The organism is Mesorhizobium sp. BR1-1-16 (assembly GCF_020165495.1).
Classification (GTDB): Bacteria; Pseudomonadota; Alphaproteobacteria; order Rhizobiales; family Kaistiaceae; genus Kaistia.
In genome coordinates, this window is sequence record NZ_JAIUIE010000003.1 from 57,958 (window position 1) to 82,594 (window position 24,637).

The 24,637-nt window shown below is 65.4% G+C and carries 27 protein-coding genes; 15 read left to right on the forward strand and 12 right to left on the reverse strand.

From position 1 onward, the window contains the following. Positions 1–4 precede the first annotated feature (4 nt). The 3 genes from LB518_RS08735 to LB518_RS08745 all read left to right on the forward strand — a co-directional run bounded on the left by LB518_RS08735 (position 5) and on the right by LB518_RS08745 (position 3,226). Positions 5–1,207 carry a pyridoxal phosphate-dependent aminotransferase gene (locus LB518_RS08735; RefSeq protein ID WP_224576075.1) on the forward strand — a complete coding sequence of 401 codons (1,203 nt, stop codon included), beginning with the start codon at positions 5–7 and terminating at the stop codon, positions 1,205–1,207. A gap of 95 nt (positions 1,208–1,302) precedes the next feature. Then, positions 1,303–1,716 (forward strand): VOC family protein, encoded by a 414-nt coding sequence (locus LB518_RS08740; RefSeq protein ID WP_224576077.1) that lies wholly within the window; start codon positions 1,303–1,305, stop codon positions 1,714–1,716. A gap of 67 nt (positions 1,717–1,783) precedes the next feature. Next, on the forward strand, positions 1,784–3,226 hold the full coding sequence (locus LB518_RS08745; protein WP_224576080.1) for a phospholipase D-like domain-containing protein: 1,443 nt from the start codon (positions 1,784–1,786) through the stop codon (positions 3,224–3,226). On the opposite strand, the gene LB518_RS08750 is transcribed toward LB518_RS08745, so the two are convergent. Further along, positions 3,227–4,216 carry a magnesium transporter CorA family protein gene (locus LB518_RS08750; protein ID WP_224576082.1) on the reverse strand — a complete coding sequence of 330 codons (990 nt, stop codon included), beginning with the start codon at positions 4,214–4,216 and terminating at the stop codon, positions 3,227–3,229. A gap of 222 nt (positions 4,217–4,438) precedes the next feature. Between LB518_RS08750 and LB518_RS08755 the strand changes: the two genes are divergently transcribed. After that, positions 4,439–4,954, forward strand: coding sequence for a DUF992 domain-containing protein (locus tag LB518_RS08755; protein ID WP_224576084.1), 516 nt, complete (start codon positions 4,439–4,441; stop codon positions 4,952–4,954). Between the two features lie 207 nt (positions 4,955–5,161). Then, entirely contained in the window at positions 5,162–7,225 is a 2,064-nt protein-coding gene (locus LB518_RS08760; RefSeq protein WP_224576086.1) for an elongation factor G, read from the forward strand. Here LB518_RS08760 and LB518_RS08765 read toward each other — a convergent pair. Then, a complete protein-coding gene (locus LB518_RS08765; protein ID WP_224576089.1) occupies positions 7,205–8,734 on the reverse strand; it encodes a DHA2 family efflux MFS transporter permease subunit in 1,530 nt (509 codons plus the stop codon). The genes LB518_RS08760 and LB518_RS08765 overlap by 21 nt on opposite strands. Positions 8,735–8,864: 130 nt before the next feature. On the opposite strand from LB518_RS08765, the gene LB518_RS08770 reads away from it, so the two are divergent. From LB518_RS08770 to LB518_RS08790, 5 genes are all read left to right on the forward strand, one after another. Further along, positions 8,865–9,686 (forward strand): DUF1194 domain-containing protein, encoded by an 822-nt coding sequence (locus tag LB518_RS08770; RefSeq protein WP_224576091.1) that lies wholly within the window; start codon positions 8,865–8,867, stop codon positions 9,684–9,686. A 64-nt stretch (positions 9,687–9,750) separates the two neighbouring features. Continuing rightward, positions 9,751–10,995, forward strand: coding sequence for a lytic murein transglycosylase (locus tag LB518_RS08775; protein ID WP_353619940.1), 1,245 nt, complete (start codon positions 9,751–9,753; stop codon positions 10,993–10,995). Positions 10,996–11,245: 250 nt separating this feature from the next. Further along, entirely contained in the window at positions 11,246–11,725 is a 480-nt protein-coding gene (locus LB518_RS08780) for a YaiI/YqxD family protein (RefSeq protein ID WP_224576095.1), read from the forward strand. A 159-nt stretch (positions 11,726–11,884) separates the two neighbouring features. Further along, positions 11,885–12,706, forward strand: a complete 822-nt coding sequence (locus LB518_RS08785) for a lytic murein transglycosylase (protein WP_224576097.1) — start codon at positions 11,885–11,887, stop codon at positions 12,704–12,706. Between the two features lie 3 nt (positions 12,707–12,709). Further along, positions 12,710–13,957, forward strand: coding sequence for a BaiN/RdsA family NAD(P)/FAD-dependent oxidoreductase (locus LB518_RS08790; protein WP_224576099.1), 1,248 nt, complete (start codon positions 12,710–12,712; stop codon positions 13,955–13,957). Between the two features lie 21 nt (positions 13,958–13,978). On the opposite strand, the gene LB518_RS08795 is transcribed toward LB518_RS08790, so the two are convergent. The 3 genes from LB518_RS08795 to LB518_RS08805 all read right to left on the reverse strand — a co-directional run bounded on the left by LB518_RS08795 (position 13,979) and on the right by LB518_RS08805 (position 16,250). After that, positions 13,979–14,335 carry a winged helix-turn-helix domain-containing protein gene (locus LB518_RS08795; protein WP_224576102.1) on the reverse strand — a complete coding sequence of 119 codons (357 nt, stop codon included), beginning with the start codon at positions 14,333–14,335 and terminating at the stop codon, positions 13,979–13,981. Positions 14,336–14,408: 73 nt separating this feature from the next. After that, positions 14,409–15,407: an ABC transporter permease gene (locus tag LB518_RS08800; RefSeq protein ID WP_224576103.1), complete on the reverse strand. Its 999-nt coding sequence runs from the start codon at positions 15,405–15,407 to the stop codon at positions 14,409–14,411. 33 nt (positions 15,408–15,440) lie between these two features. Beyond that, a complete protein-coding gene (locus tag LB518_RS08805) occupies positions 15,441–16,250 on the reverse strand; it encodes an ATP-binding cassette domain-containing protein (RefSeq protein ID WP_502845808.1) in 810 nt (269 codons plus the stop codon). A 413-nt stretch (positions 16,251–16,663) separates the two neighbouring features. Here LB518_RS08805 and LB518_RS08810 point away from each other — a divergent pair, with 413 nt between their 5' ends. Next, the gene (locus LB518_RS08810; protein WP_224576121.1) at positions 16,664–17,656 is read left to right on the forward strand and encodes a substrate-binding domain-containing protein; all 993 of its coding nucleotides are present in this window, start codon (positions 16,664–16,666) and stop codon (positions 17,654–17,656) included. Positions 17,657–17,783: 127 nt separating this feature from the next. Here LB518_RS08810 and LB518_RS08815 read toward each other — a convergent pair whose 3' ends face one another. Both LB518_RS08815 and LB518_RS08820 read right to left on the reverse strand, forming a co-directional pair. Next, on the reverse strand, positions 17,784–18,041 hold the full coding sequence (locus tag LB518_RS08815) for a hypothetical protein (protein WP_224576123.1): 258 nt from the start codon (positions 18,039–18,041) through the stop codon (positions 17,784–17,786). Positions 18,042–18,229: 188 nt separating this feature from the next. After that, positions 18,230–18,856 carry a glutathione S-transferase family protein gene (locus LB518_RS08820; RefSeq protein WP_224576125.1) on the reverse strand — a complete coding sequence of 209 codons (627 nt, stop codon included), beginning with the start codon at positions 18,854–18,856 and terminating at the stop codon, positions 18,230–18,232. Between the two features lie 159 nt (positions 18,857–19,015). Here LB518_RS08820 and modA point away from each other — a divergent pair, with 159 nt between their 5' ends. From modA to modC, 3 genes are all read left to right on the forward strand, one after another. Further along, positions 19,016–19,807: a molybdate ABC transporter substrate-binding protein gene (gene modA, locus LB518_RS08825; RefSeq protein WP_502845816.1), complete on the forward strand. Its 792-nt coding sequence runs from the start codon at positions 19,016–19,018 to the stop codon at positions 19,805–19,807. Positions 19,808–19,906: 99 nt separating this feature from the next. Continuing rightward, complete coding sequence (gene modB, locus LB518_RS08830; RefSeq protein ID WP_224576131.1) at positions 19,907–20,602, forward strand: molybdate ABC transporter permease subunit; 696 nt, start codon at positions 19,907–19,909, stop codon at positions 20,600–20,602. Beyond that, positions 20,599–21,657, forward strand: coding sequence for a molybdenum ABC transporter ATP-binding protein (modC, locus tag LB518_RS08835; protein ID WP_224576133.1), 1,059 nt, complete (start codon positions 20,599–20,601; stop codon positions 21,655–21,657). Before modB ends, modC begins: the two co-directional genes overlap by 4 nt. Here the strand turns inward: modC and LB518_RS08840 are convergent. Beyond that, complete coding sequence (locus LB518_RS08840; RefSeq protein WP_224577095.1) at positions 21,654–22,007, reverse strand: septal ring lytic transglycosylase RlpA family protein; 354 nt, start codon at positions 22,005–22,007, stop codon at positions 21,654–21,656. The two genes, modC and LB518_RS08840, sit on opposite strands and share 4 nt — an antisense overlap. 242 nt (positions 22,008–22,249) lie before the next feature. Continuing rightward, positions 22,250–23,038: a DUF72 domain-containing protein gene (locus tag LB518_RS08845; protein WP_224576136.1), complete on the reverse strand. Its 789-nt coding sequence runs from the start codon at positions 23,036–23,038 to the stop codon at positions 22,250–22,252. 85 nt (positions 23,039–23,123) lie between these two features. On the opposite strand from LB518_RS08845, the gene LB518_RS08850 reads away from it, so the two are divergent. Beyond that, complete coding sequence (locus tag LB518_RS08850) at positions 23,124–23,378, forward strand: YgaP-like transmembrane domain (protein ID WP_224576138.1); 255 nt, start codon at positions 23,124–23,126, stop codon at positions 23,376–23,378. A gap of 39 nt (positions 23,379–23,417) precedes the next feature. Here LB518_RS08850 and LB518_RS08855 read toward each other — a convergent pair whose 3' ends face one another. From LB518_RS08855 to LB518_RS08865, 3 genes are all read right to left on the reverse strand, one after another. After that, positions 23,418–23,672, reverse strand: a complete 255-nt coding sequence (locus LB518_RS08855; protein ID WP_224576141.1) for a GlsB/YeaQ/YmgE family stress response membrane protein — start codon at positions 23,670–23,672, stop codon at positions 23,418–23,420. Positions 23,673–23,790: 118 nt separating this feature from the next. Next, entirely contained in the window at positions 23,791–24,210 is a 420-nt protein-coding gene (gene arfB / locus LB518_RS08860) for an alternative ribosome rescue aminoacyl-tRNA hydrolase ArfB (protein ID WP_224576144.1), read from the reverse strand. A gap of 21 nt (positions 24,211–24,231) precedes the next feature. Then, complete coding sequence (locus LB518_RS08865; RefSeq protein ID WP_224576147.1) at positions 24,232–24,549, reverse strand: hypothetical protein; 318 nt, start codon at positions 24,547–24,549, stop codon at positions 24,232–24,234. Positions 24,550–24,637 lie beyond the last annotated feature (88 nt).

Consider the following 24,637-nt stretch of genomic DNA (forward strand, 5'->3'; position numbering starts at 1 on the left):
CAAAATGGCCTTCCTTGCCGACAGCCTCGCCCGCATCAAGCCGTCCGCGACCATCGCGGTGACGAACAAGGCGCGTGAGCTCAAGGCCGCCGGCCGCGATGTGATCGGCCTCGGCGCCGGCGAGCCGGATTTCGATACGCCCGAAAACATCAAGGAAGCAGCGATCAAGGCAATCCGCGAGGGCAAGACCAAGTACACCGCCGTCGACGGCATTCCCGAGCTGAAGGCGGCGATCGCCGCAAAGTTCAAGCGCGAGAACAACCTCACCTACGCGCCGAACCAGATCACGGTCGGAACCGGCGGCAAGCAGGTGCTCTACAACGCCCTGATGGCGACGCTGAACCCGGGCGACGAGGTCATCATCCCGGCGCCGTATTGGGTCTCCTACCCGGAGATCGTGGCGCTCGGCGGTGGTACGCCGGTCGAGATCGTCGGCCCGCAGGAGCAGGGCTTCAAGATCAACGCCGCGGCGCTCGAAGCGGCGATCACGCCGAAGACCAAGTGGCTGATCCTGAACTCGCCGTCGAACCCGACCGGCGCCGGCTATACGCGCGCCGAACTGCGCGCGCTCGCCGACGTGCTGCTGAAGCATCCGCAGGTCTGGATCATGACCGACGACATGTATGAGCATCTGGTCTTCGACGGCTTCGAGTTCGCGACGATCGCCGAGGTCGAGCCGAAGCTGTTCGACCGGACGCTGACGGTGAACGGCGTCTCCAAGGCCTATGCCATGACCGGCTGGCGCATCGGCTATGCCGGCGGCCCTGCCGAGCTCATCAAGGCGATCGGCACCATCCAGTCGCAATCGACTTCGAACCCCTCCTCCATCTCGCAATGGGCGGCGGTCGAGGCGCTGAACGGTCCGCAGGACTACATCGCGAAGAATGCCGAGATCTTCAGGAAGCGCCGCGATCTGGTCGTCTCGATGCTGAACCAGGCGACCGGCATCGTCTGCCCGAATCCGGAAGGCGCCTTCTACGTGTTCCCGTCCTGCGCCGGCACACTCGGCAAGACCACGACGGGTGGCAAGGTGCTCGCGACCGACGAAGACTTCGTCACGGCGCTGCTGGAAGAAGAAGGCGTCGCGGTGGTGCAGGGTTCGGCATTCGGCCTCGCGCCGTATTTCCGCATCTCCTACGCGACCTCGACCGAGGCGCTGGAAGATGCCTGCACGCGCATCCAGCGCTTCTGCGGCAATCTTCGCTGAGCATCGAGCCGCATCACGCCACCGTTTGCGCGGGACGACGCCTCTCCGGGCGCTTATTGTCGCTGAAGACGACGCGGCACTTGGGGAGGAGCACCATGACGGAACTCGAAATTCATCACATCTCGGTCGTGGTCACTGACCTCGACCGGGCGCTGACGTTCTATGAGGCGCTGTTCGATCTGCCGCGCCTGCAGCGGCCACCGTTCAAGACGGCCGGCGCCTGGCTTGCCTGCGGTAAGGTGCAGATCCACCTCATCCAGTATCTGCCGGGTACCTTCCGGACCGGTCCGATCGACACGTCGGACGGGCATTTTTGCTTCCGCTCAGACGACTGGACGGGCTTCCTCGACGGTCTTCTCGCGCGCGGCTTCCGCGAGGACGGTGACGAGGACGATCCCATGCATATCGTCGTCTATCGCAACAGCGTCGCCGGCTTTCCGCAGCTCTATCTTCGCGATCCCGATCGCAACATCATCGAGATCAACGGCGCGCCTCCGCGCCATGCCTAGAATCATGCTCTGATCACCACTTCGCAAGGCACCGCTCCCGGCGTTCGAACAAGGCAGTCACGCGACGATGACGTCGAGCAATTTCGCGCTGTTTCTCTCGGTTCTGCATATCGCGATGGCATCCGCCGTAACGGTGCATGCGCTGCTGACCCGCCTCGCGCCACAATCGACCATTGCCTGGATCGGGCTCGCCTGGCTCTCGCCCTATATCGGGCCGGTGCTCTATCTGCTGTTCGGCGTCAATCGCGTCCGCCGCAAGGCGATCAAGCTGTCTGGCCCGGAAGGAGACATCGACGCACCGCGGTCGCGCTTCGTGGTGGCGCCGGAGGATATCGAGCAGGGCGGCGACGAGCATCTCGAACCGCTGGCGAAGTTCGGCCTTCGCCTCACCGGCCGTCCGCTGCTTTCAGGCAATGCGATCACGCCGCTCGTCGACGGGGACACCGCCTATCCCGCGATGATCGCCGCCATCGATGCCGCCCAGAACAGCGTCGCGATCTCGAGCTTCATCTTCCATGACGATGCCGGCGGCGGACCGATCGTCGATGCCATGATCGCCGCGCACAAACGCGGCGTCGCTGTCCGCGGGCTGGTCGACGGCATCGGCGCGGGCTATCTGCGCAGCCCCGTCCATGACCGGCTGCGCGCCGCCGGCGTGCCCGCCGCCCGCTTCATGCATGAGGTGGCGCCGTGGAAGATGTCGTTCATCAATTTGAGGACGCACAAGAAGGTCCTCGTCGTCGACGGCATGCATGGCTTCACGGGCGGCATGAACATTTCCGACGACAATCTCTTCCGCGTCATGGATATCCCGGCCAAACGCGCCGTGCAGGACATGCATTTCCGCGTCGAGGGCCCCGTCGTCGCCCATCTCATGGAGACCTTCGCCGAGGATTGGGCTTTCACGACAGGCGAGCGGCTCGATGGTCTTGCCTGGTTCCCGGAGATCGGCGGGGCCGGCGATATTCCGGCGCGCGGCATCGCCAGCGGTCCCGATGAGGACAATGAAAAGCTGATGTGGACCATGGCCTCGGCGATCAGCCGGGCCGAGCATCGCGTGCGTATCCTGACGCCCTATTTCGTGCCGGACGAAAGGCTCGGCTCGCAGCTCGCTTTGGCAGCGCTGCGCGGCGTCACCGTCGAACTGGTCATCCCCGGCCGCTCCAACCACATCTATATCGACTGGGCGATGAACGCGCTGATGGCGCCGCTGCTCCGCGCGGGCTGCAGCGTCCGTCGTACGGCGGCGCCCTTCGACCATTCCAAGCTGATGACGGTCGACGGCGCCTGGTCGCTGTTCGGCAGCGCCAACTGGGACGCGCGCAGCCTGCGCCTCAATTTCGAATTCAATGTCGAGGCCTATTCGACGGAATTCGCCGCGACGATCGACGCCATCATCGACAAGAAGCTTGAGGGTTCGACACGCGTCACGCTCGTCGAGCTCCGGCAGCGCTCGATCCTCATACGGCTGCGCGATTCAGCCGCCCGCCTCGCCTCGCCCTATCTCTAGCTAAAGCCAGCCGCGCCATTTGAAATAGAGGTAGGGCAGCATCGCCGAGAGCACCATTGCGATGATCGCCACCGGATAGGCCCAGGCGAAATTCAGTTCGGGCATGTCGCGGAAGTTCATGCCGTAGATCGTGCCGATCAGCATTGGCGGCAGCAGGATCGTCGAGACGACCGTCAGCACGCTCACGACCTGGTTCTGCTCGTTCGAGATCAACCCGAGCGTCGCATCGAGCAGGAAAGTGATCTTGTTGAGGACGAAATTCGCATGATCCTCGAGCGAACGGATGTCGCGCAGCATCAGCTTGAGGCGTGAAGAGAGCCCGGCCTTCAGGCTGACATCCGGCAGCATCGCCGCCGCGTATTGCACCAGCCGCTCCAGCGAGGCGAGACTCTCGCGCGTCTTCGAAGCGAGATCGCCCTGTATGCCGAGGCCGCCGATCGCCGCCGCGAGCAGGCGTCCGCGGTGGCGGCCTTTGGTCCGCTGCTGGAAGATCTCGAAATTGAGATGATCGACCGATTGCGCGATCCGTTCGAGCACGTCGGCCGAACGATCGATGAAGGCTTCGAGCAGGCCTGCGAGAACGCCCGGTGCCGAGGTACAGCCGCTGTCCGGCTTTGGCGCACGGGCGAGGAACTGCTTGAACGCCGTCATGTCGGCATAGCGCAGCGTCACGATCTTGTTCTTTGCCACGGCGAAGGAGAACGGCGTCAGGCCGGGCGTGCCCTGGTCGATGCCGACCAAGATGCTGGCCGTCATCACGACGACGCCATCCTCGACATAGAAGCGGCTCGAAAATTCGATCTCGCGCGTTTCCTCGCGGGTCGGAATGAGGCCGCCGAGAAAGGCCTCGGCCTGCTTCTCTTCCTCCGCTGTCGGATCATGCAGGTCGACCCAGGCAATCTCCCGCGCCTCCCCGCGCGCGATCGCCTCGACAGGTGGCAACGCAACGACGGTCGGCCCGCGATCGGCAACGGCATAGGCTGTCAGCATCGACAACTCCGCTAGTGGCTGCAGTCAAAACAAGCCGACTGCTTTCGGCTCGGGTTTACCACAACTCGCGACCGGGCTTGATCGTGCCAACATGGGCTGCGATGACGCAGATCAATGCATCGTGGGATCAAACACCCGCGGACTGCGTTGACATGGGCTTATACGGGGCTCCAACGGTGTCGCACCCCCCGGCGCGATGCTCGACTTGAAGAGGATTTACCAATGAAGACCGTCTCGCTGAAGATCGCCGCCGCCGCCATGGCTGTCGCCTGTGCTGGTACGCTCGCTCACGCTGCAGACATGTCCGCGCCAGCCCCCTATCAAGACGACGAGCGCAACGGCGTGAAGATCGGCCTGCTGGAATGCGACATCGGCGGCGGCCTCGGTTACCTGATCGGCTCGGCGAAGGAGGTCTCCTGCACCTTCCGTTCGACCAAGGGCCGTGTCGAGACCTACACAGGGAATATCAAAAAGCTCGGCGTTGATGTCGGCTGGACGCGCGAGGGCAAGCTGCTCTGGGCCGTGTTCGCGCCGGTCGCTGGCTATCACCATGGCGCGCTCTCGGGCCTCTATCTCGGCGCGACGGCAGAGGCGACGGCGATCGTCGGCGTCGGCGCCAACGTCCTTGTCGGCGGAACGGGCGGCTCGATCGCGCTGCAGATGATCAGCGTCACGGGCCAGACCGGCCTGAATGCGGCCGCCGGCGGTGCGGCCCTGACGCTCGTCCCGACCAGCTAAACTCGTCCGATCCAGACCGAGATTTCGGCCCGCGCATTCCCCGATGCGCGGGCCGTTTGCATGCGCCATCGCCGTGTCGTGATGGAGAGCCGGCTTGCCAGCCCCAATATTCCCTGAGACGATCTCGTCGCCGACCGGGCTTCCGGGTCCGGTTCGCGCACCGAAGCATGAGAATGGTCATAGAACATTTCATGAACGGAGGAAGCGATGACCGAGTCAGTCCACGGCGGCGCCGGCAGAAGAGCCGGCCCCAGGGCGATCGCGCTGGTCGGCCCTTTTGCGAGCGGCAAGACGACGTTGCTCGAGGCGCTGCTGGCGCGCACCGGCGCTATCCCGCGCCAAGGCAGCGTCACGGCCGGCACATCGATCGGCGATGCTTCGGCGGAAGCACGCGCCCATCAGATGAGCGTTGAGCTCAACATCGCCGAAACCGCGTTCCTCGACGACCGCATCACGATCTTCGATTGCCCCGGCTCGGTCGAGTTCGCGCATGAGGCGGAGGCGGTGCTGGCCGTCGTCGATTGCGCCGTCGTCGTGGTCGAGGCCGACCCGCGCAAGGTCCCTGCACTGCAAACCTGGCTCGGCCTGCTGGAAGCGCGCGGCATCCCGCGGCTCGTGTTCCTCAACAAGATCGACAAGAGCGACATGGGCGTCGAGGAAGCGCTCGGCCTGATGCAGAAGGCGAGCCGCGCTCCGCTCCTGCTGCGCCACATCCCCATTCGCCAGAACGACATCGTCACCGGTTTCGTCGACCTCGCCCTCGAACGCGCGTTCCTCTACCGCGAGCAGGCGCCAAGCGAGGTGATCGACATCTCCGATCCCGACCGCGCCCGCGAGGCAGAGGCGCGTTATGCGATGCTTGAAAAGCTCGCCGACTATGATGACGGGCTCATGGAGGCACTGTTGGACGACATCGAGCCGGCGCAAGACCATGTCTTCGCCGATCTCGTGCGCGATTTCCGCGACGGGCTGGTCTGCCCGGTGCTGATCGGATCGGCGCTGCATGGTCATGGCGTTGGCCGCTTGCTGAAGGCTATCCGCCACGAGGCGCCCGATGTGGCGGACCTCGCCGACCGGCTCGGTCTTTCGCTTGAGGGCGAACCGGTGGTGCAGATCGTCAAGACCATCAATGCAGGCCATGCCGGCAAGCTTTCGATCGGCCGCGTGCTGCGCGGCGCGATCGACGACGCCACCGAACTCGCGGGACCAAATGGACCCGTCGGCCGCGTCTCCGGCCTCCTGCGGCCGAGCGGGCAGCAGATGGTGAAACGTGAGACGGTGCAGATCGGGGAAACGGCTGGCTTCGGCAAGCTCGACGGCGCGGCGACCGGCATGACGTTGGCGGTGGGCAAGTCCGCCCCCGCCCAGCTCGCGCCGCTTGCGGCGGCTGACCCGGTGATGGCGCTGGCGATCGGCGCAGTCGACCGCAAGGACGAGGCAAAGCTGGCGCTTGCCCTCGCCAAGCTCTCGGAGGAAAGCCCGGCGCTTGTCGTCGGACAGGATGCGGATACAGGCGAAGTGCGGCTCGGCGGCCAGGGCGAGATGCATCTGCGCGTCGCGATGGAGCGCGTTGCCGCGCGCTTCGGCCTGTCGGTCGAGCAGCACCAGCCGAGCATTCCCTATCGCGAGACCATCAAGGCCAACGCGACCGTGCGCGGCCGCCACAAGAAACAATCCGGCGGCCATGGCCAGTTCGGCGACTGCGTGCTCGAAATCCGGCCGCAACCACGCGGCGCCGGCTTCGTGTTCGAGGACGCGATCACCGGCGGCGCCATTCCGCGCAACTACATCCCCGCTGTCGAGGCCGGTATCATCGACGCCTTGAAGAAAGGCCCGCTCGGCCATCCGGTCGTCGACGTCGCGGTCCGGCTGACCGATGGCTCCTATCACAGCGTCGATTCTTCCGATCAGGCGTTCCGGACGGCGGCGCAAATCGGCATGCGGGAGGCTCTCGAACAGTGCCAGCCCGTGCTGCTCGAACCGGTTCTGCATGTCTCGATCATGGTCCCGTCTGATACAGCGCCGCGCGTCAACATGATGGTGACGCAGCGACGCGGCCAATTGCTCGGGTTCGATGCGCGCGAGGGATGGCCCGGCTGGGATACGGTGGAGGCCGAGATTCCGGAAGCGGAAATGGCCGGCTTCATCATCGAGTTGCGCTCGGCGACATCAGGAGCCGGCAGCTACACCGCGCGTTTCGACCATCTCGCCGAACAGACTGGCCGAGCGGCCGCGGCGGACACCCGCAAGTCAAACGCCCGAGCCGCCTGATCCTTCGCCCGCTGGAGCCGCGCCGGCTTCGTCGCTGGTGAACAGCCACCCGACAAGGCCGGCGAGGAGCGCAAGGACGCCACAGATGACGGTCGCCGCACCAAAGCCGGCGATCGTTGCGCGCGCCCGCAGTGCCTCGATCGCCGCATCGGCGGCACCTCCGGCCGGCGCGGCGCCGAAACCGAGGGAACGCACGGCTTCCGCTGCCGGGCCGGCTTCGCCGCGCAGCGCCAGCGCGAAGCCGACGCCGACCGCGAGACCGAGGCTCGCGACTGAAAGGAGACCGGCGACGCGGGCCACGGCATTGTTGATGCCGGAGGCCGCGCCGCTGCGTCCGGGCGGCGCCGCATTCATCACCGCCGTGGAGAGAGGCGCGACCGTGATGCCCATGCCGAGCCCCATCAGAAGCATCGCCGGCACGACGGCCGTTCCATAGCTGCCATTGGCGACCGCCGGCGCCAACGCCAGGAAGGCGAGCCCCGTCAGCAAGGGGCCGACGGTCAGGCAGGGCCGCGTGCCAAAGCGGTCGGCAAGGCCGCCGCCGAAGCGCGACAGCACGCCCATCACGATGACAAAGGGGATGAACACCGAACCGGCGAGCGCCGCGGGATAGTGATGCGCCTCGATCAGCGCCGTCGGAAGGAAGAACAGCGCGCCGGACAGAGCGAAATAGAGCAGAAGCGTCAGCGCGTTGACGCCCGAGAACGTGCGGCTGTGAAAGAGCGCCAGCGGCATCATCGGGTTCGGCGCCCGCTGCTCCCAGAACACGAACACGACCAGCACCAGAATCCCGAGCGCCGCGAGGCCGAGATCGATCGCAGCGCCGCCGCCGGCCGGGTCTGCGAGAGCGGTCAGCCCATAGGCGGCGAGCCCGAGGCCGAGGACCGCAAGCGCTCCACCGAGCCAATCCATCCGCAGTCCAACCCGCGTCCCATCCGCTGGAACACGCAGTTGGCAGAGCACCAACGCCGCGACGGCGATCGGCAGATTGATCAGGAAGATCGCCCGCCACGAACCGTGATCGACCAGGAGGCCCCCGATGACGGGGCCGATTGCTGGCGCGATCGACGCGGCAGCCGCCCAGGTGCCGATCGCCCGGCCACGAACCTTCGGCGGGTAGTGCGCCGCGATCAGCGCCAGCGAGCCCGGCACCATCAAGGCGCCGCCAACACCCTGGATCGCGCGGGCGATGACCAGGCTTTCCGGCGACCAGGCGAGACCACAGGCTGCTGATGCCAACCCGAACAGCGCGATGCCGATCATGAACACCCGCCTCAACCCGAAGGCGTCACCGGCCGCGCCGCCGAGCAGCGTGAAGGCCGCGAGCGTCAGCGTATAGGCGTTGGCGGTCCACTGTCCCTCGGCAAAGCCGGCACCAATGCCGGAGCGGATCGCCGGCAGGGCGACCGTCACGACCGAGCCGTCCATGAAGGCCATGCCCGCAGCGAGGATCGTCGCCACCAGCACCGCCCCCGCCGCCCCGGATCCCGCCTTGTCGGTCGCTGTCATGCCGATGCCTCGCACGGTCCCGATCGGCAAAGGCGCGCGAGGCCTTGAGGATCGTCCGAACAACTCTACAGTTGTCCAGACGGCCTTGCATCCCCGGTCTGCGCGAGCTTTCGCGCAAAAGGAAGAGGACATGAATCCGGTCCGCTCGCCACTGTGCCTCGCTTTTGGCCTCTCGGCCCTTCTCGCGGTCGCGCAGCCGGCCCAAGCGGCCGATCTTCCCGTCGATGTCGAACTGGTGCTCGCGGTCGACGTTTCGCGCTCGATGGATGCCGGCGAGCGGGCGATCCAGCGCCAGGGCTATCGCGACGCGCTGCGCCATCCGGATGTCGTCAGGGCCATTCGCTCGGGCCTCTATGGCCGTATCGCCCTCACCTATTTCGAATGGTCGGGACCAGGCGCCGAACATGTGATCGTGCCTTGGAGCCTCATGGAAGATGAGGAAAGCGCCGAAGCGGTTGCCGCCTCCATCGTGCCGTCGCAGGTCAGCGGGCGTTTCGGAACGTCGATTTCATCGAGCCTTCTCTTCGGCGCGAGCCTCTTCGTCGACAATGGCTTCGCCGGCGAGCGGCAGGTCATCGACGTATCGGGCGATGGACCGAACAATGTCGGCGAGCCCGTCGTGCCGGCGCGCGAGGCGGTCCTGGCGCGCGGCATCGTTATCAACGGCTTGCCGATCGTCCTGCGTCCCGGCGGCTATGGCGGCTTCGATATCCCCGATCTCGACGGATATTATCGCGACTGCGTGGTCGGCGGTCCCGGCGCGTTCACGATCCCCGTCACATCGACCGATCAGTTCGAAACCGCGATCCGCCGCAAGCTCATCCAGGAGATCGCCGAGCCGAGGGGCCGCCCAGGCACCCCGCCGCTCATCCGCGTTGCATCCGGCGCGGCGCCCGGCGGCGCCGATTGCCTCATCGGCGAGGCACGGCGCAACAACTGGATGTCGCGCTAGCATCCCCGTTGCGTCCGGCTCGGCGAATCGCCACTGTCGGCTCCGAATTGGACTTCCGGACCGGGTGATCGCCTTGCGCCTCCTTCTCAATCTCTGCGTCCTGCTCGTTCTCGCCGCGGCCATGCCAGCCCATGCGCAGTCGCGCAACGCCACGGAGATCGCCTTTCAGAAATGGCTTTCCGAAACAGTCACGCCCGCGGCGGAGAAGCGTGGCGTCACGGCGTCGACGCTTCAGCGCGCCTTTGCCGGGCTGAAGCTCGACTGGACGCTGCCGGACCTTGCTCCGCCCGGCCAGCCGGGCCGCGAAGAGCCGCAGCGCCAGGCCGAATTCCAGGGCCCGGCACGCTATTTCGACGAGGGCAAGGTCAAGTCGCTCGCTCAGGGCGGCCGCAGCCGCTTCAAGACCTGGTCGCGGACGCTGGCGGAAGTCGAGACGCGCTACGGCGTATCGCCCTCGATCGTGCTCGCCATCTGGGGCCGCGAGTCGGGCTATGGCGCAGCCAAGCTGCCCTATTCGGCGATCCGGGCGCTGGCGACCGAATCCTTCATGGGCGCCCGCAAGGAGAACTTCTATCCAGAGCTGCTCGCGGCGTTGGAGATCCTGGAGGGCGACCATATCGCGCTCAACCAGATGAAGAGTTCATGGGCCGGCGCGCTCGGCCAGCCACAATTCCTGCCATCGAAATATCTGACGACAGCCGTCGACTTCGACAAGAACGGCCGCCGCGACATCTGGAATTCCGTGCCCGATACGCTCGGCTCCATCGCCAACTACCTGAAGCAGAACGGCTGGCAGCCCGGCGTCGGCTGGGGTTTCGAGGTGGCGCTGCCACCCGAGATCGCCTGCAGCCTTGAAGGTCCCGACCAGGGCAAGCCCATGTCGGACTGGCTCGCCATGGGGATCCGCAATGCCGACGGATCGCAGATCAACGCCCGCACGCCCAAGCAGATCATGCATCTGCTGATGCCGGCTGGCCGCTACGGTCCGGCCTTCCTCGTCTCGGACAATTTCTACGTCTTGAAGTCCTATAACGAGAGCGATCTCTACGCGCTTTTCATCGGTCATCTCGCCGACCGCATCCGCTCGAATGCCGGCCCGTTCCTCGGCCGCTGGGCCGATGTCGGCGGCTTCAGGCGCAGCGACGTGCGATCGATGCAGCAGCGCCTCGAAGCGCGCGGGGTCGATGTCGGCTCGGCCGACGGGCTGGTCGGCTACAAGACCCGCATCGCGGTCGGAGACTGGCAGACCTCGAAGGGCGTTCCGCCGACTTGCTTCCCCGACGCGGCCCTGCTCAAGCAGATTCGCTGATGCGGCGAATTTTCGCTTTCAATCGCCGACATCTTCGGTAAGCTTCTCTTGTCATCAACAATCGAAAGGAGGTGATCCTGTGTCTCATTGTCGTTCGCCGCGTGGCTTGGTTGCAATGGTCCGGATCTCTGATTTCGTAGGGATTCGTACCGCTTGACCGGCATTGCTTGGCCTACGGGCCGGGTCGCGGTTTGACAATGGAAGGGTCGCCCAAGCGGGCGACCCTTCTCATTTCGAGAAGCCTCTTTTGATGTCCAGGCCGATCCTGATCTATATCGACGCCGACGCCTGCCCGGTGAAGGCCGAGATCTACAAGGTTGCCGAGCGCCACGGCCTCAAGACCTTCGTGGTCGCCAACAGCTTCATGCAGGTGCCGCGCGATCCGATGATCGAGCGCGTTATCGTGCCCGGCGGCATGAACGTCGCCGATGATTGGATTGCCGAGCGAGCGGTCGAGGGCGATATCGTCGTGACCTCCGACGTGCCGCTTGCCGACCGTGCGATCAAGGCCGGCGCCGACGTCATCGCCCCCAATGGCCGCCCTTTCACCGAAGCCTCGATCGGCATGGCGCTGGCGACGCGCAATCTCATGGAGGATCTGCGCTCGGCGGGCGCCATCACCGGGGGGCCGAAGCCCTTCTCGCCACGTGACCGCTCGGCCTTCCTGTCAGCGCTGGATCTCGCCATCGTGCGCTTGAAACGTCGCGGCTTCGGTATCGCGACCGCCTGAGCAGGAATGCAACACCGAAAGCTTTCAACCGGAAAGTAACCTTGACCGTCTAGGCCTCGTCTTGAACGCGCCGCCCGCCCGTGAGTACTTGGCGCATCGATGGCACCGCGCGCCGCCATGGCTATAGGGCGCCGGCCAACAATGAGACGAAGGTAGACCATGATCCGTTCAAAACTTCGCATGCTGATCGCCACGCTGGTCTTCGCTGCCGGCGCGGCAGGCGCGAACGCGGCCACCTGCAGCAACAACCCGGCCGAGTTTCCCGCCTGGCTCGAGAGCTTCAAGGCAGAGGCGATCGCGAGCGGCATCTCGCCTCGCGTCGTCCAGGCATCCCTTTCCGGCGTGACCTATGATCCGCGCGTCATCAAGCTCGACCGCAACCAGAAGCACTTCAAGCAGCCCTTCGCGGTCTATTCCGCCCGCGTCGTTTCAGCCGGACGCGTCGCCCGCGGCAAGAAGCTGATGGCGCAATATGCCAATGCGCTCGCCCGCATCGAGAAGCAATTCGGCGTCCCCGGCCCGATCCTGATCGCGATCTGGGGCATGGAAACGGATTTCGGCGCCGGCAGCGGCAATATGTCGACCTTCCGCTCGCTGTCGACGCTGGCGTTCGACTGCCGCCGCACCGATTTCTTCCAGGAGCAGTTGATGGACGCGCTCAAGATCGTCCAGCGCGGCGACCTCGCGCCCGGGGACATGAAGGGCGCCTGGGCCGGTGAGATCGGCCAGACGCAGTTCATGGCATCCTCCTATGTCCGTTTCGCCATCGATTTCGACGGCAACGGCCATGCCGACCTCCGCCACAGCCCCGTTGACGTCCTCGCCTCCACGGCGAACTACCTCAAGGGCTATGGCTGGCAGCGGGGCGGCAGCTGGGAAGAAGGCTCGGCCAATTTCAACGTGCTACGGCAGTGGAACAAGGCCGAGGTCTATGCCAAGAGTGCGGCGCTCTTTGCCGACAAGCTGGTCGGCAAGCAGTAGCGCGTGGCACGCCGCATCACCATTGTCGGCGCCGGCCCGACCGGGCTGATCGCGGCCCTCCGCCTCGCCGAAGCCGGCGCGGCGGTCACGCTGCATGAGCGTATGCCCTCCCCGGCCCGCAAATTCCTGATGGCCGGCCGCGGCGGGCTCAATCTCACGCATAGCGAGCCGATGGACCGTTTCCTCGGCCGCTATGGCGCGGCAGCCGCGCACCTGCAACCCGTCATCGACGCATTTCCGCCGACCGCGCTGCGGGCTTTCGCCGATGAACTCGGCGAGACCACCTTTGTCGGTTCAAGCGGGCGTGTCTTCCCGAAATCGATGAAGGCTTCGCCGCTTCTGAGGGCCTGGCTGCGCCGGCTCGATGCGCTTGGCGTCAAGCTTGAGACCCGGCACGAATGGATCGGGTTCGGCGGCCCGGGCGAGGATCGATTTCTAACGGCCGACGGCTCGGTAGAGACCGTCGCGGCCGATGCGACGCTGCTGGCGCTGGGCGGCGCGAGCTGGCCGCGCCTCGGCGCCGATGGCCGCTTCGTCCCGATTCTTGAGGAGGCCGGCGTTGCGGTGACCCCGCTCGCCCCTGCCAATGTCGGATTTTCCGTCGCCTGGTCGGAGACATTCCGCGACCGCTTCGCCGGCACGCCGCTGAAGAACATCGCCATCCGTTACAGAAGCGAGCACATTCGCGGCGAAGCGATGATCGCCAGCTACGGCATCGAAGGCGGCGCCGTCTATGCGTTGAGCGGGGCTTTGCGCGCCGAGGCGGCGGCAGGCGGCGCAGAGATCACCATCGACCTGATGCCGCAATTGGATGTGGCCGAAATCGCGAGGCGGATCGCGCGGCAGCGGCCGAACGAATCGCTGTCGAACCGTCTGCGCAAGGCCGTGAAGCTCGCCCCGGTCGCCATCAACCTGCTGCGTGAGGCCCGTCCCGATCTGCCGCGCGCGCCGGAAGACCTCGCCGCGCTGATCAAGGAACTGCCCCTTCGCCTTGGCCCGCCGGCCGGGCTCGAGCGGGCGATCTCCACGGCCGGCGGCGTCGCCTTCGACGCCCTGGACGAGAAACTGATGCTGAAGGCGCGGCCTGGCACCTTCGTCGCGGGCGAAATGCTCGACTGGGAAGCGCCGACGGGCGGCTATCTGCTGCAGGGCTGCTTCGCGACCGGCGTCGCTGCAGCAGAAGGCATCAAGGCCTGGCTCGCGCTGGGCTCATCCGACGCGTCAGAACCTACGCCCAAGTCCTTGGCGTGACTCTGATCCTCGCGTGAGCGTTTATTTGATCAGCAGGCGCAATTCGTCCAGTCCGGCAGCGATCGCGGCATTGGCCTCAGCCTCCATGGCACGATAGCGGCCAAGCACCCGCGCACCGAGCTCAGTGAGACGGGCCCCACCGCCGCCACCCGTGCCACCCTTTTCTGTCTCGATGAGCGGCGATCGGAATACAGCGTTCATTTCGCGGACGAGTGTCCAGACGCGCTTGGCGCTCATGCCGAGACGGTCGCCGGCTGCGGCCAGCGACCCGGTCGCGGCGACCGCATCGAGCAGATCGGCCTTGCCGGGACCAAGCGCGAAACCGGCCTTCAGCACGAGACGGAAGCGCAGGCCTTCGGTCTGGTTCGGAGCATGCAAGAGCGTCGAATCCTCGCGGCACTGCGGCCAATGTGCCGCCGATAGCGACCGCCGTCCATGTCGCTGGCTACGCTCAGGAGGGCTGGCGCAGGTTCTTGATCCGGTCGAACAGCACGGCGACGATGATGAAGGAGCCGATGAAGGCGCCCTGCCAGAAAGCGTTGATCCCGAGCAGGCCGAGGCTGTTGCGGATGATCTCGATCAGCGCCGCGCCAACGATCGCGCCGAACGCCGTGCCGACGCCGCCGGCGAGGTTCGCGCCGCCGATGACCGTCGCTGCGATGACCTGCAGCTCCATACCGGTGCCGAGATTGGTCGTCACGGCGCCGAGCCAGCCGGTTTCGATCACGCCGGCGATCCCCGCCGAAAGCGATGAGATCATGTAGACGGCGACCTTGATCTGCTTCACCGGCACACCGGTCAGCACGGCCGCATTTTCATTGCCGCCGATGGCGTAGACATGGCGGCCAAACCGTGTCCAGCGCAGCACGAAGGCGGTAATCAGCGCCAGCACGACCATGTAGATGACAGGGTTTGCGATGCCGAAGAAGAAGTGACCGCCACCAAGCGCCAGCAGCTTATCGTGGTCGGGGCCGAACTGGTAGACGACGGTATTGTTCGAAGCGACCATGGCAAGGCTGCGCGCGATCGACAGCATGCCGAGCGTCACCACGAAAGGCGGCATGCCGACATAGGCGATCAGGACGCCATTGACCGCGCCGACGATGAGCGCCGTGCCGAGCGAGGCCGCGATGCCGACCTCGATCGAATAGCCGGCATGCATCGTCACCGCGAGGATCATGCTGCAAAGGCACAGCACCGAGCCGACCGAGAGGTCGATGCCGCCCGTGATGATCACGACTGTCATGCCGAGCGCGATCACCGCCACGAAGGTGAAATTGCGCGTGACGTTGAAGAGGTTGTTCGAGGTCGCGAATGAATCCGTCGCGAAGGACAGGAAGACACAGGCGAGGATGACGGCGATCAGGACCCAGAAGGTCTGGCGCGAAGTCAGCCACGACAGGACGCTGTGCTGCCGCTGGCCGATATGGTCGTCGATGGTGGTCGCCATGATGTCGTTGTCGCCCTGCTGCTGGCTTTAACCTCACGCCACCTGTTCGATGGCGCCGGTGATGAGGCCGGTGACCTCCTCGGGAGAACTCAGCGCAATCGGCCGGTCGGCAACCTTGCGGCCGCGCCGGAGGACCACGACACGATCGCAGACGGTGAACACATCCGGCATGCGGTGACTGATCAGAACCACGGCGATGCCCTGGTCGCGCAGATGGCGGATGAGGTTCAGCACTTCCGCCACCTGCCGCACCGAGATAGCGGCGGTCGGCTCGTCCATCAGCACAATCTTGGCATCCGAAAGCCGCGTGCGTGCGATCGCCACCGCCTGGCGCTGGCCGCCCGACATCTGCTTGACCAGATCGCGCGGCCGCGTCTCGGACTTCAGCTCCTTGAACAATTCGCCGGCGCGCTTGTACATCGCGCCGTAGTCGAGGACGCGGAGCGGGCCGAAGCCCTTGCGCAGCTCGCGGCCGAGAAACACATTCGCCGCGGCCGTGAGATTGTCGCAAAGCGCCAGGTGCTGGTGCACGATCTCGATGCCGTGCTCGCGCGCCTCGACAGGCTTGTGCATGACGAGCTCGCGCCCGTCCATTTTCAGCGAGCCATGCGTCGGGCGAAAGTTGCCGGCGATGATCTTCACAAGCGTCGACTTGCCGGCGCCATTGTCGCCCATCAGGCCGATGACCTCGCCGGGCTCCAGCGAGAATGAAACATCATTCAGCGCATGAATGGCGCCGAAATGCTTCGAGACGTTCGATATCTCAAGAACCGGCACCCCGCCTCCTCCCGAAGCTGCTGCCACGCCCGCAGAAGCGGTGCGCACGGCCGTCCGGCCATGCATCCCCAATAGTCGGCGCTCTTCGTGTCGTCAATCCGAACATCCGATGAATATCGAAGTCGGAGGCCTCGAACATTCGCGGTGTTGGCGACGCTTCGGATCGCCTATGCTGTAAAGCGGCATGAAAACCGGACTTTATGGTGCGATGCAGCGAGATTGCTGCCGCCCGGACCGTCGCTCATCCAACAGGCTGTATATGATTATCATACGATCATTCGGATTGACTTGGGCGGATCGACAACGTTAGCTTTGTGTTGTTCGGGACTGGGCCTGGCCGCTGAGGGAGCGGCTGGATTGCAGGGGCTGGACGCAGGCAGCCGGGCTGCGTGGAGAAGACGAAACAACACGCAACCCAGCCGGCGCGTCCGCATCCGGATATCCAAAGCTAGTCTTTTCAAACGTCTCGGGAGGAGACCATGAAAAAGAGCCTCATGCTGATCGCAGCCGCTGTGCTGGCCCTTTCGGCCGGCGATGCGTTCGCTGCCAAGAAACAGCTCGTCATCGTCGTGAAGGGTCTCGACAATCCCTTCTTCGAAGCCATCCACCAGGGCTGCGAGAAGTGGAACAAGGAGAACGCCGACAGCGAGTACGAGTGCTTCTACACCGGCCCCGCTTCGACCTCTGACGAGGCCGGCGAGGCGCAGATCGTGCAGGACATGCTCGGCAAGCCGTCGACGGTCGCCATGGCGATCTCGCCGTCCAACGCGCCGCTGATCGCCAACACGATCAAGGCGGCCAATCCGCAGATCCCGATCATGACGCTCGACGCCGACCTGAAGAAGGAAGACGCCGCGCTGCGCAAGACCTATCTCGGCACCGACAACTATCTGATGGGCTTCCGCCTCGGCGAATATCTGAAGAAGGCCAAGCCGAATGGCGGCACGGTCTGCCTGATCGAGGGCAATGCCGCAGCTGACAACATCCTGCGCCGTGCCTCGGGCACCCGCGACGCACTGTCCGGCCAGAAGGGCCTCGACATGCTCAAGGGCGAAGGCGGCTGGACCGAAATCTCCGGCTGCCCGGTGTTCACCAATGATGACGGCCCGACCGGCGTGCAGGCGATGTCGGATATCCTGGCCGCCAATCCGAAGCTCGACGCATTCGTCATCGAAGGCGGCTGGCCGCTGTTCGGCGCGCCGCAGCCCTATCGCCAGCTGACCGACCAGTACAAGGACCGGATCGCCAGCAAGGATCTCGTCATAGTCGCCGCCGACACCATCGGCGATGAAGTTGCGATCGCCAAGGAAGGCCGCGTCGAGGCTCTTGTCGGCCAGCGTCCGTTCGAAATGGGCTACAAGGCGCCGAGCGTCATGATCAGCCTCATCAAGGGCGAGAAGGTCGAGGATCCGGTCTTCACCGGCCTTGACGAGTGCACGAAGGACACCGTCGACACCTGCATCCAGAAATAGGCGAGAGCCGTTTCCAAAGCAGCCGGCGGCTTCCTGAGCCGCCGGGCCCAAACAGAAGGAGCGCCCCGCGGCGCTCCTTTTTTATGCGGTCCAGTTGGTGCCGGAGAACCGCGCCACGATGACCGTCCTAGCCGTCGACGCGCAGCGACACGGCTTCCGGCAGCAGGCGGTCTACGAGGGAACTCTGCGGCGCGGCTGCCCGCGCCTGCTGGGTCGGGACGCCGTTTGAATCAATCGTCACGCCCCCGGGGCCGCCGCCGAAGCTGTGCATCATCGCGACCAGGACGAGCGCGACGGCGTAGGCTGCCATCCAGAGGATGAAGGCGCGGCGGGTCGTCGTCTCACGGCGAGGATTGGCGCGCTGGCGATGGTTGTTCTCGATCATGGCGGATCCCCGTCTCGGGCTGTCTTGTCCCACGCCGCCATTGAGACCCCCGACTGAGGCGACGGTTCGGAGCGAATGTGGCTCCGGCCGTGCCATGTCGTGACCAAATTGCGGCAAAGGTAAACGGCTTAAAAACTGTGCCGCTGCGGGTCCTTAGCCGGGAAGGCTCAAGCCGTCTGTGACCGCGGTCACGCTGGCGGTCGCCAGTCAATGCCGACATGGCGTGGCCGGGCCGCGATGCGGGCGAGCCAGGCGCGGATGCTGGGGTAGAGGCCAAGATCGTAGTCCGCGTCCTCGGCGACATGTGTATACGCAAAGAGCGCGATATCGGCGATCGAGAAGCTAGGACCGGCAAGGAAATCGGCCCCGGAGAGCCGGGCTTCCATCACGCCGAGCGCCTTGTGACCCTTCACCTGCCATTCCTCGACGCGGTGCCCCATCGTTGCCCGTCCGCCGGGAGTCAGGAACAGCCAGTTCCGCGCCACCGCGATCACCGGCTCATGGCTGTACTGCTCGAAGAACAACCACTGATAGCAGAGCGCCCGATCATAGGTGTCGACGGGGATGAGCGGCGTGCCCTCCGCGAGATGCAGCAGCATGGCATTCGATTCGGCGAGCGGCCGTCCATCTGGCAGCACGAGCAGCGGCACCTGCGCGTTCGGGTTGAGCTTCAGGAAGTCGGGCGCGGCCGTCTTGCCGCTGCCCTTCTCCATCTCGACGATGCGAAAGGGAATGCCGAGCTCGTGCATCAGCAGCCGCGGCTTGTAGCAATTGCCCGAGCTCTGCATCGAAAACAGCGTGTGGATAGCGGCCATGCGGATCTCCTGTGCCCAATGCAACGATCCTCGCCGGCGCGTCGAATGTCCAATTCGAACCTGTTGCGGACCCATCAACGCTACCGATCGATCCGGGCCGGTTGCAGCATCGATATTCCCGTGCAGAAATGTCGATCCCGATCCCGGAGACACACCATGATCCGCCTGACCCGCCGCCTTGCCTTCGCTCTGGCCGGCCTCGCCTTCCTCACCGCGCCGTTGACCGCCCTGCCCGCCAGCGCCGCCGACATCAAGGTCTTCGCTGCGGCGAGCCTCAAGGAAGCGCTCGATGCCGCGGCCAAGGCTTACACGGCGACGACAGGCCAGGCGGTCGTCGCCAGCTATGCCGGTTCCTCCGCGCTCGCGAGGCAGATCGAGGCCGGCGCACCGGCAGACATCTTCTTTTCGGCAGATCTCGACTGGATGAACGAACTGGCCGAGAAGGGCCTGATCGACCCGGCGACGCGCAAGACCCTGCTCGGCAACACGCTGGTTCTGGTGGCGCCGGCGGATTCAGCAGCGACGATCTCCATCGGCCCGGATTTCCCGCTTGCCGCCGCGCTCGGCGCCGATGGCAAGCTCGCCATGGCCGCGGTCGCCTCGGTACCGGCCGGCAAATATGGCAAGGCAGCGCTGACGAAGCTCGGCGTCTGGAATGCGGTCGCCCCCCATGTCGCGGAGGCCGACAATGTTCGCGGCGCGCTCGCTTTCGTAGCGCGCGGCGAGGCACCGTTCGGTATTGTCTACGGCACCGACGCGAAGGCCGAGTCGGGCGTCAAGGTCGTCGGCACCTTTCCCGAGGACAGCCATCCGCCCATCGTCTATCCGATCGCCCTCATCAAGGCTTCGACCAATCCGGACGCCAAGGCCTTCCTTGAGTGGCTCGTCTCGCCGGAGGCACAGCCCGCTTTCGAAAAGGCAGGCTTCACGATCATCGGCGGCCAGGGTTGAGCGGAAATAAACTAAGCTCGGCGCTTGCATGACTGGTGCGATATCGTCGGCGGCAAGCGGATCGATCGTGAAAGGCCGCGAGATGGCCGGCGGAGCGTGATGGATAGTCTTTTCACCGCCGACGAATGGCAGGCGATCGCGCTCAGCCTGCGCGTCGCGAGCGTTGCCGTCGCGGCGAGCCTCCCCTTCGGCATCGCCTGCGCCATGCTTCTGGCGCGCGGCCGCTTTCCCGGCCGGACGCTGTTCTCGGCGATCATCCACCTGCCGCTGGTAATGCCGCCTGTCGTGACCGGCTTTCTGCTGCTGCTCGCCTTCGGTCGCAGGGGACCGATCGGCGCCTTTCTCGACCAGCATTTCGGTATCGTGCTCGCTTTCCGCTGGACCGGCGCGGCGCTCGCCTGCGCCGTGATGGGCTTTCCCCTGATGGTGCGCGCCATCGCCCTTTCCATCGAGGCCATCGATCAGCGGCTGGAACAGGCGGCGTCCACGCTCGGCGCCGGGCGCATCGCCGTATTCCTGACCGTGACGCTGCCGCTCGCCCTCCCCGGCATCCTCGCTGGCCTCGTACTGTCCTTCGCCAGGGCGCTCGGCGAATTCGGCGCGACGATTACCTTCGTCTCCAACATTCCCGGCGAGACACAGACCATTCCCTCGGCGATCTACAGCCTGATCCAGACGCCGGGCGGCGATGGCGCGGCGCTGAGCCTGACAGTCGTTTCCGTCCTGATCTCGCTGGGCGCGCTCGTCTTGTCAGAGGCGATCGCCAGGCGCGCGACACGCGAAGGCCGGCCATGACGCTGACCTTCGAGGCCGAGAAGCGTCTTGGCGGTTTCGCGCTTGAGGCCCGCTTTGCCTCGGAGAGCGGCGTGACCGCCCTTTTCGGCCCCTCCGGCTCCGGCAAGACGACGATCGTCAATCTGGTCGCAGGCCTGGCGCGGCCCGATCGTGGCCGCATCACGCTGGATGGCACGGTGCTCGTCGACACCGCCGCCGGCATCACGCTGCCGCCGTCGCGGCGCCGGGTCGGCTACGTCTTTCAGGACGCGCGCCTGTTCCCGCATCTCTCGGTGCGATCCAACCTTTCCTATGGGCGCTGGTTCGGGCCCCGCGCGGGACGCTGGGGCGATTTCGGCGCCATCGTCGAGTTACTCGGCATCGGCGCGCTGCTGGATCGGCAGCCGCGTGATCTTTCCGGCGGCGAGAAACAGCGCGTCGCGATCGGCCGGGCCTTGCTTGCAAGTCCGCGGCTTCTTCTGATGGACGAGCCGCTCGCGGCGCTCGACCGTGCGCGCCGGGCCGAGATTCTGCCGTTCCTCGAACGGCTGCGCGATGAAATGAAGCTGCCGATCCTCTATGTCAGCCATGCGGTCGACGAGGTGGCGCGGCTGGCTGACCAGGTGGTGATCATCGAGGCCGGCCGTGTCGCGGCGATCGGTCCGGTCGGCACGGTCTTCGCGGAGGTTGCCGCCGACAGCGAGACCGGCGCGATCCTGACCGCCGTCGTCCGCGCGGATGACGGGCTCGACGGCGTCACGCTGCTCGATCACCCGGCCGGCATGCTGCAGGTGCCCCGGCTCGGCCGCCCCATCGGCACGCGCGTCCGCGTCCATATCCGGGCGCGCGACATCGCGTTGGCCGTCGGCGAGCCCGGGCGGATCTCGATCCGAAACCGCCTCGCGGCGCGGGTCGTCGCCCTCAGCGAGCAGATTCTTGATGTGGCGGTGACGCTGGATGTCGGGGGCCAGCCGATGCTGGCGCGGGTCACGCGCGGCGCGGCACGCGATCTTGGCCTTGCGCCGGGACTTGGCGTAACCGCCCTGATCAAGGCGGTGGCGCTCGACGAGCGCTAGCCGCAGGCGCCCTTCATGGCGACGCCGTCCGCGACCACACGCACCTTGGCCGTACCGCTCGAAACCATGCCGAGCTGCTGCGCGGCGGCGCGGGAAACGTCGATGACCCGGCCGCCGACAAAGGGGCCGCGATCATTGATGCGCACGACGACGAACTTGCCGTTGCGGAGATTTTCAACCCGGACGCGGGTGCCAAAGGGGAGAGAACGGTGCGCCGCGGTCAGGGCGGCAGGGTTGTTGCGCTCGCCGCTCGCCGTCCGGCCGGAGAGCTTGTACCAGGAGGCCCGGCCGCACTGCGCGCCGGCCTGGGCCGGCTGGATGTTGAGGGACGTCGTCGCCGCAATAGCCATCAAGCCAGCCGTGATGGCCGGCAAATAGGTCTTGGAACTCACCCGGTTACTCTCCGTTATCGCGCTCGCTGGCGCGCATCCACACCTGATCGAAGGAAGCCCTTGTTTGATGTCGTTCATCAACGGGCTAAAAAAGGCGAGAATGGGGCGCGGATTGTGCACCAAAACGCACACAGAGCCGTGGGCCAGGCCGCGTCTGGCTCAAGGCTCCCTGCTAAAACGCATCCGAGTAGAGAGCCGCGTCAGCCGCCAAGCCGCTCGATGAGCGCCATCGCGGCAGCTGGCGCCTTTGGCTTGAAGCCATTGATCATATAGATGAAAACGTCGCGCTTGCCCTTATTGTCTGCCTCGCCCGCAAGCCGCGGCAGATCATCGGGAAAACCACCTTCAGCGAAGGTACTGGCACGCGCGTGCCACTGGTCGAGGGCTGCGTCGGAATAGCCCACCGCCTCATCCTCGGAAGCGGCCTGCAGGCGAGCATAGACGAAGTCCGCCGTCGGATCGGCGATCATGGGAAAATGGTCGGAGTCCGCCAGCACGATGGCGACGCCGTAGCGCCGAGCCAGAGCTACGAAATCAGGCGACTTGAAGCTGTCGTGCCGCACTTCGACCGCATGGCGCAGCTTACGGCTGCCTTCGGTCTTCGGCAGCAGCGCGAGAAAGGCCTCGAAGTCTTCGGGATCGAACTTCTTGGTCTCCATGAACTGCCAGTTGATCGGGCCGAGCTTGTCGCCAAGTTCGGTGATGCCGCTGTCGATCAACCTTTGGATGGACTCGCCCGCCTCGGCGAGAACACGCCGGTTGGTTGTATAACGCGACCCCTTCAGCGCAAAGATGAAGTCGTCCGGCGTCTCGGCCGCCCATTTGCGGAAGCTCTCCGGCTTCTGCGAACCATAATAGGTGCCATTGATCTCGATCGATGTGACATGCCGGCTGGCATGCTCCAATTCGCGCTTCTGCGGCAATCCCTCGGGATAGAATACGCCGCGCCAGGGCTCGAACACCCAGCCGCCGATGCCCACTTTGATCATGAGACCCTCCCTTGCGGCGAAAGGGTCGCGGGAACGCAACCGTCGATGCCGCGTTGAAAGTTCGATTCTCAAGAGGAGACCACCAATGATCTTCCGCTCGCGAACCGTTGAACCTGTCGTGGTTCCGGAAATGTCGACCGCCAGCCGAACCCTGTCGGTTCTGGGCGGGCTGGCTTTGGCAGCAGCCTCTCTGCGCCCACGCCCGAACCGCTTTTTGTCGGTCCTCGCTCTGGCGACTGGCTCCTATCTCGCCTATCGCGGCGCGACGGGTCGCTGCCCGATCACCGAGGCTCTCGAAGAGCATTTCAGCGAGCACCCGGAACTGCCGCGGCGGCGCTAAAAAAGATCCCGCTTCGCAAGCGAAGCGGGATCTCTTGATTCAGGCGCGGCGTCTGACGATCGCGCCCCAGATGAACAGGACGATCAGTGCGCCGACAACCGCGCCGATCAGTCCTGCCTGATCGTTCGGGCCATACCATCCAATCGCCTGGCCGAGCCAGGTGGCGAGGAAGGCGCCGGCAATGCCGAGGATGATGGTGAGAATGAAGCCCTTCGGCTCATTGTCGCCCGGCATGATGAATTTCGCGATCACACCGGCTACAAAGCCGATGATGATGGTCCAGATGATACCCATGGGTGCGTCCCTCGTCTCGCGTTAAGCCCGAGCTTCAATGCACGGCTTGCGAGGATGTTGCACCGATGACGCGATTTTAGCCAGATCGTACAGAAAAGCCCCGCACCCGGTCGGAAGATCAATCGAGCTTGATGCCGCCGCGCATCGCCTTGACGCCCGAGCGCTTGGCCTTGCCCTCGAGCCGGCGCTCCTTCGAGGCCTTGGTCGGCTTGGTAGCCCGGCGGGGAACCGGTGGCGGAACGGCGGCGCGGATCAGTTCCGCCAGCCGCTCGATCGCATCGGCGCGGTTGCGGGTCTGGTCGCGGTGACGCTGCGCGGTGATGACGATGACGCCATCCTGGGTCAGCTTGGACCCGGCAAGCCGCATCAGGCGCACGGCGACGGCGTCGGGCAGCGATCGCGAGCGGCGCGCATCGAAGCGCAGTTGCACCGCGCTCGACACCTTGTTGACGTTCTGCCCACCGGGTCCCGACGCGCGAATGAACGTTTCCTCGATTTCGCTCTCGTCGAGTTCGATCTCGTCGGTGATGCGGATCATGACGCGGCCAGGAAACGGCCGCTACTGCGCGGCCTTGGCCTCGGTGATCGCCGAATCATAGGCGGCGCAGATCTTGTCGAGATCGGTCGTCACCTCGGCGACCTGATCGACGGTCACCTGCTTGGCGCGCCATGGCTGGGCCTGGGACGGATCCTTGGCGACGATCGCCTTGACGAGATCGGCGAGTTGGATCGACTTCGCCTGCAGCTCGTCCTTGGTGCAGGCGAAGGCCGCCGGCATCGTGGTGGCGAGAAGCATGAGAGCAAGAAGCGTGCGGCGCATCGGCATGAAATCCCTGTCGCGAAACCAGTCCCCAATCCGGATATAGAAGGTTATCATGCTTTGTGCATCCATCCCGATCGCCGCGACGGCAACCGGCCTCCACGGCGCCGCGACGATGAACGCCAATCGACTGACCAGCAGGACG

Coding starts and splice junctions, on each gene's coding strand:
- LB518_RS08735 (WP_224576075.1), top strand. CDS start 5: ATGGCCTTCCTTGCCGACAGCCTCGCCCGCATCAAGCCGTCCGCGACC.
- LB518_RS08740 (WP_224576077.1), top strand. CDS start 1,303: ATGACGGAACTCGAAATTCATCACATCTCGGTCGTGGTCACTGACCTC.
- LB518_RS08745 (WP_224576080.1), top strand. CDS start 1,784: ATGACGTCGAGCAATTTCGCGCTGTTTCTCTCGGTTCTGCATATCGCG.
- LB518_RS08750 (WP_224576082.1), bottom strand. CDS start 4,216: ATGCTGACAGCCTATGCCGTTGCCGATCGCGGGCCGACCGTCGTTGCG.
- LB518_RS08755 (WP_224576084.1), top strand. CDS start 4,439: ATGAAGACCGTCTCGCTGAAGATCGCCGCCGCCGCCATGGCTGTCGCC.
- LB518_RS08760 (WP_224576086.1), top strand. CDS start 5,162: ATGACCGAGTCAGTCCACGGCGGCGCCGGCAGAAGAGCCGGCCCCAGG.
- LB518_RS08765 (WP_224576089.1), bottom strand. CDS start 8,734: ATGACAGCGACCGACAAGGCGGGATCCGGGGCGGCGGGGGCGGTGCTG.
- LB518_RS08770 (WP_224576091.1), top strand. CDS start 8,865: ATGAATCCGGTCCGCTCGCCACTGTGCCTCGCTTTTGGCCTCTCGGCC.
- LB518_RS08780 (WP_224576095.1), top strand. CDS start 11,246: ATGTCCAGGCCGATCCTGATCTATATCGACGCCGACGCCTGCCCGGTG.
- LB518_RS08785 (WP_224576097.1), top strand. CDS start 11,885: ATGATCCGTTCAAAACTTCGCATGCTGATCGCCACGCTGGTCTTCGCT.
- LB518_RS08800 (WP_224576103.1), bottom strand. CDS start 15,407: ATGGCGACCACCATCGACGACCATATCGGCCAGCGGCAGCACAGCGTC.
- LB518_RS08805 (WP_502845808.1), bottom strand. CDS start 16,250: ATGCATGGCCGGACGGCCGTGCGCACCGCTTCTGCGGGCGTGGCAGCA.
- LB518_RS08810 (WP_224576121.1), top strand. CDS start 16,664: ATGAAAAAGAGCCTCATGCTGATCGCAGCCGCTGTGCTGGCCCTTTCG.
- LB518_RS08815 (WP_224576123.1), bottom strand. CDS start 18,041: ATGATCGAGAACAACCATCGCCAGCGCGCCAATCCTCGCCGTGAGACG.
- LB518_RS08820 (WP_224576125.1), bottom strand. CDS start 18,856: ATGGCCGCTATCCACACGCTGTTTTCGATGCAGAGCTCGGGCAATTGC.
- modB (WP_224576131.1), top strand. CDS start 19,907: ATGGATAGTCTTTTCACCGCCGACGAATGGCAGGCGATCGCGCTCAGC.
- modC (WP_224576133.1), top strand. CDS start 20,599: ATGACGCTGACCTTCGAGGCCGAGAAGCGTCTTGGCGGTTTCGCGCTT.
- LB518_RS08840 (WP_224577095.1), bottom strand. CDS start 22,007: ATGGCTATTGCGGCGACGACGTCCCTCAACATCCAGCCGGCCCAGGCC.
- LB518_RS08845 (WP_224576136.1), bottom strand. CDS start 23,038: ATGATCAAAGTGGGCATCGGCGGCTGGGTGTTCGAGCCCTGGCGCGGC.
- LB518_RS08850 (WP_224576138.1), top strand. CDS start 23,124: ATGATCTTCCGCTCGCGAACCGTTGAACCTGTCGTGGTTCCGGAAATG.
- LB518_RS08855 (WP_224576141.1), bottom strand. CDS start 23,672: ATGGGTATCATCTGGACCATCATCATCGGCTTTGTAGCCGGTGTGATC.
- arfB (WP_224576144.1), bottom strand. CDS start 24,210: ATGATCCGCATCACCGACGAGATCGAACTCGACGAGAGCGAAATCGAG.
- LB518_RS08865 (WP_224576147.1), bottom strand. CDS start 24,549: ATGATAACCTTCTATATCCGGATTGGGGACTGGTTTCGCGACAGGGAT.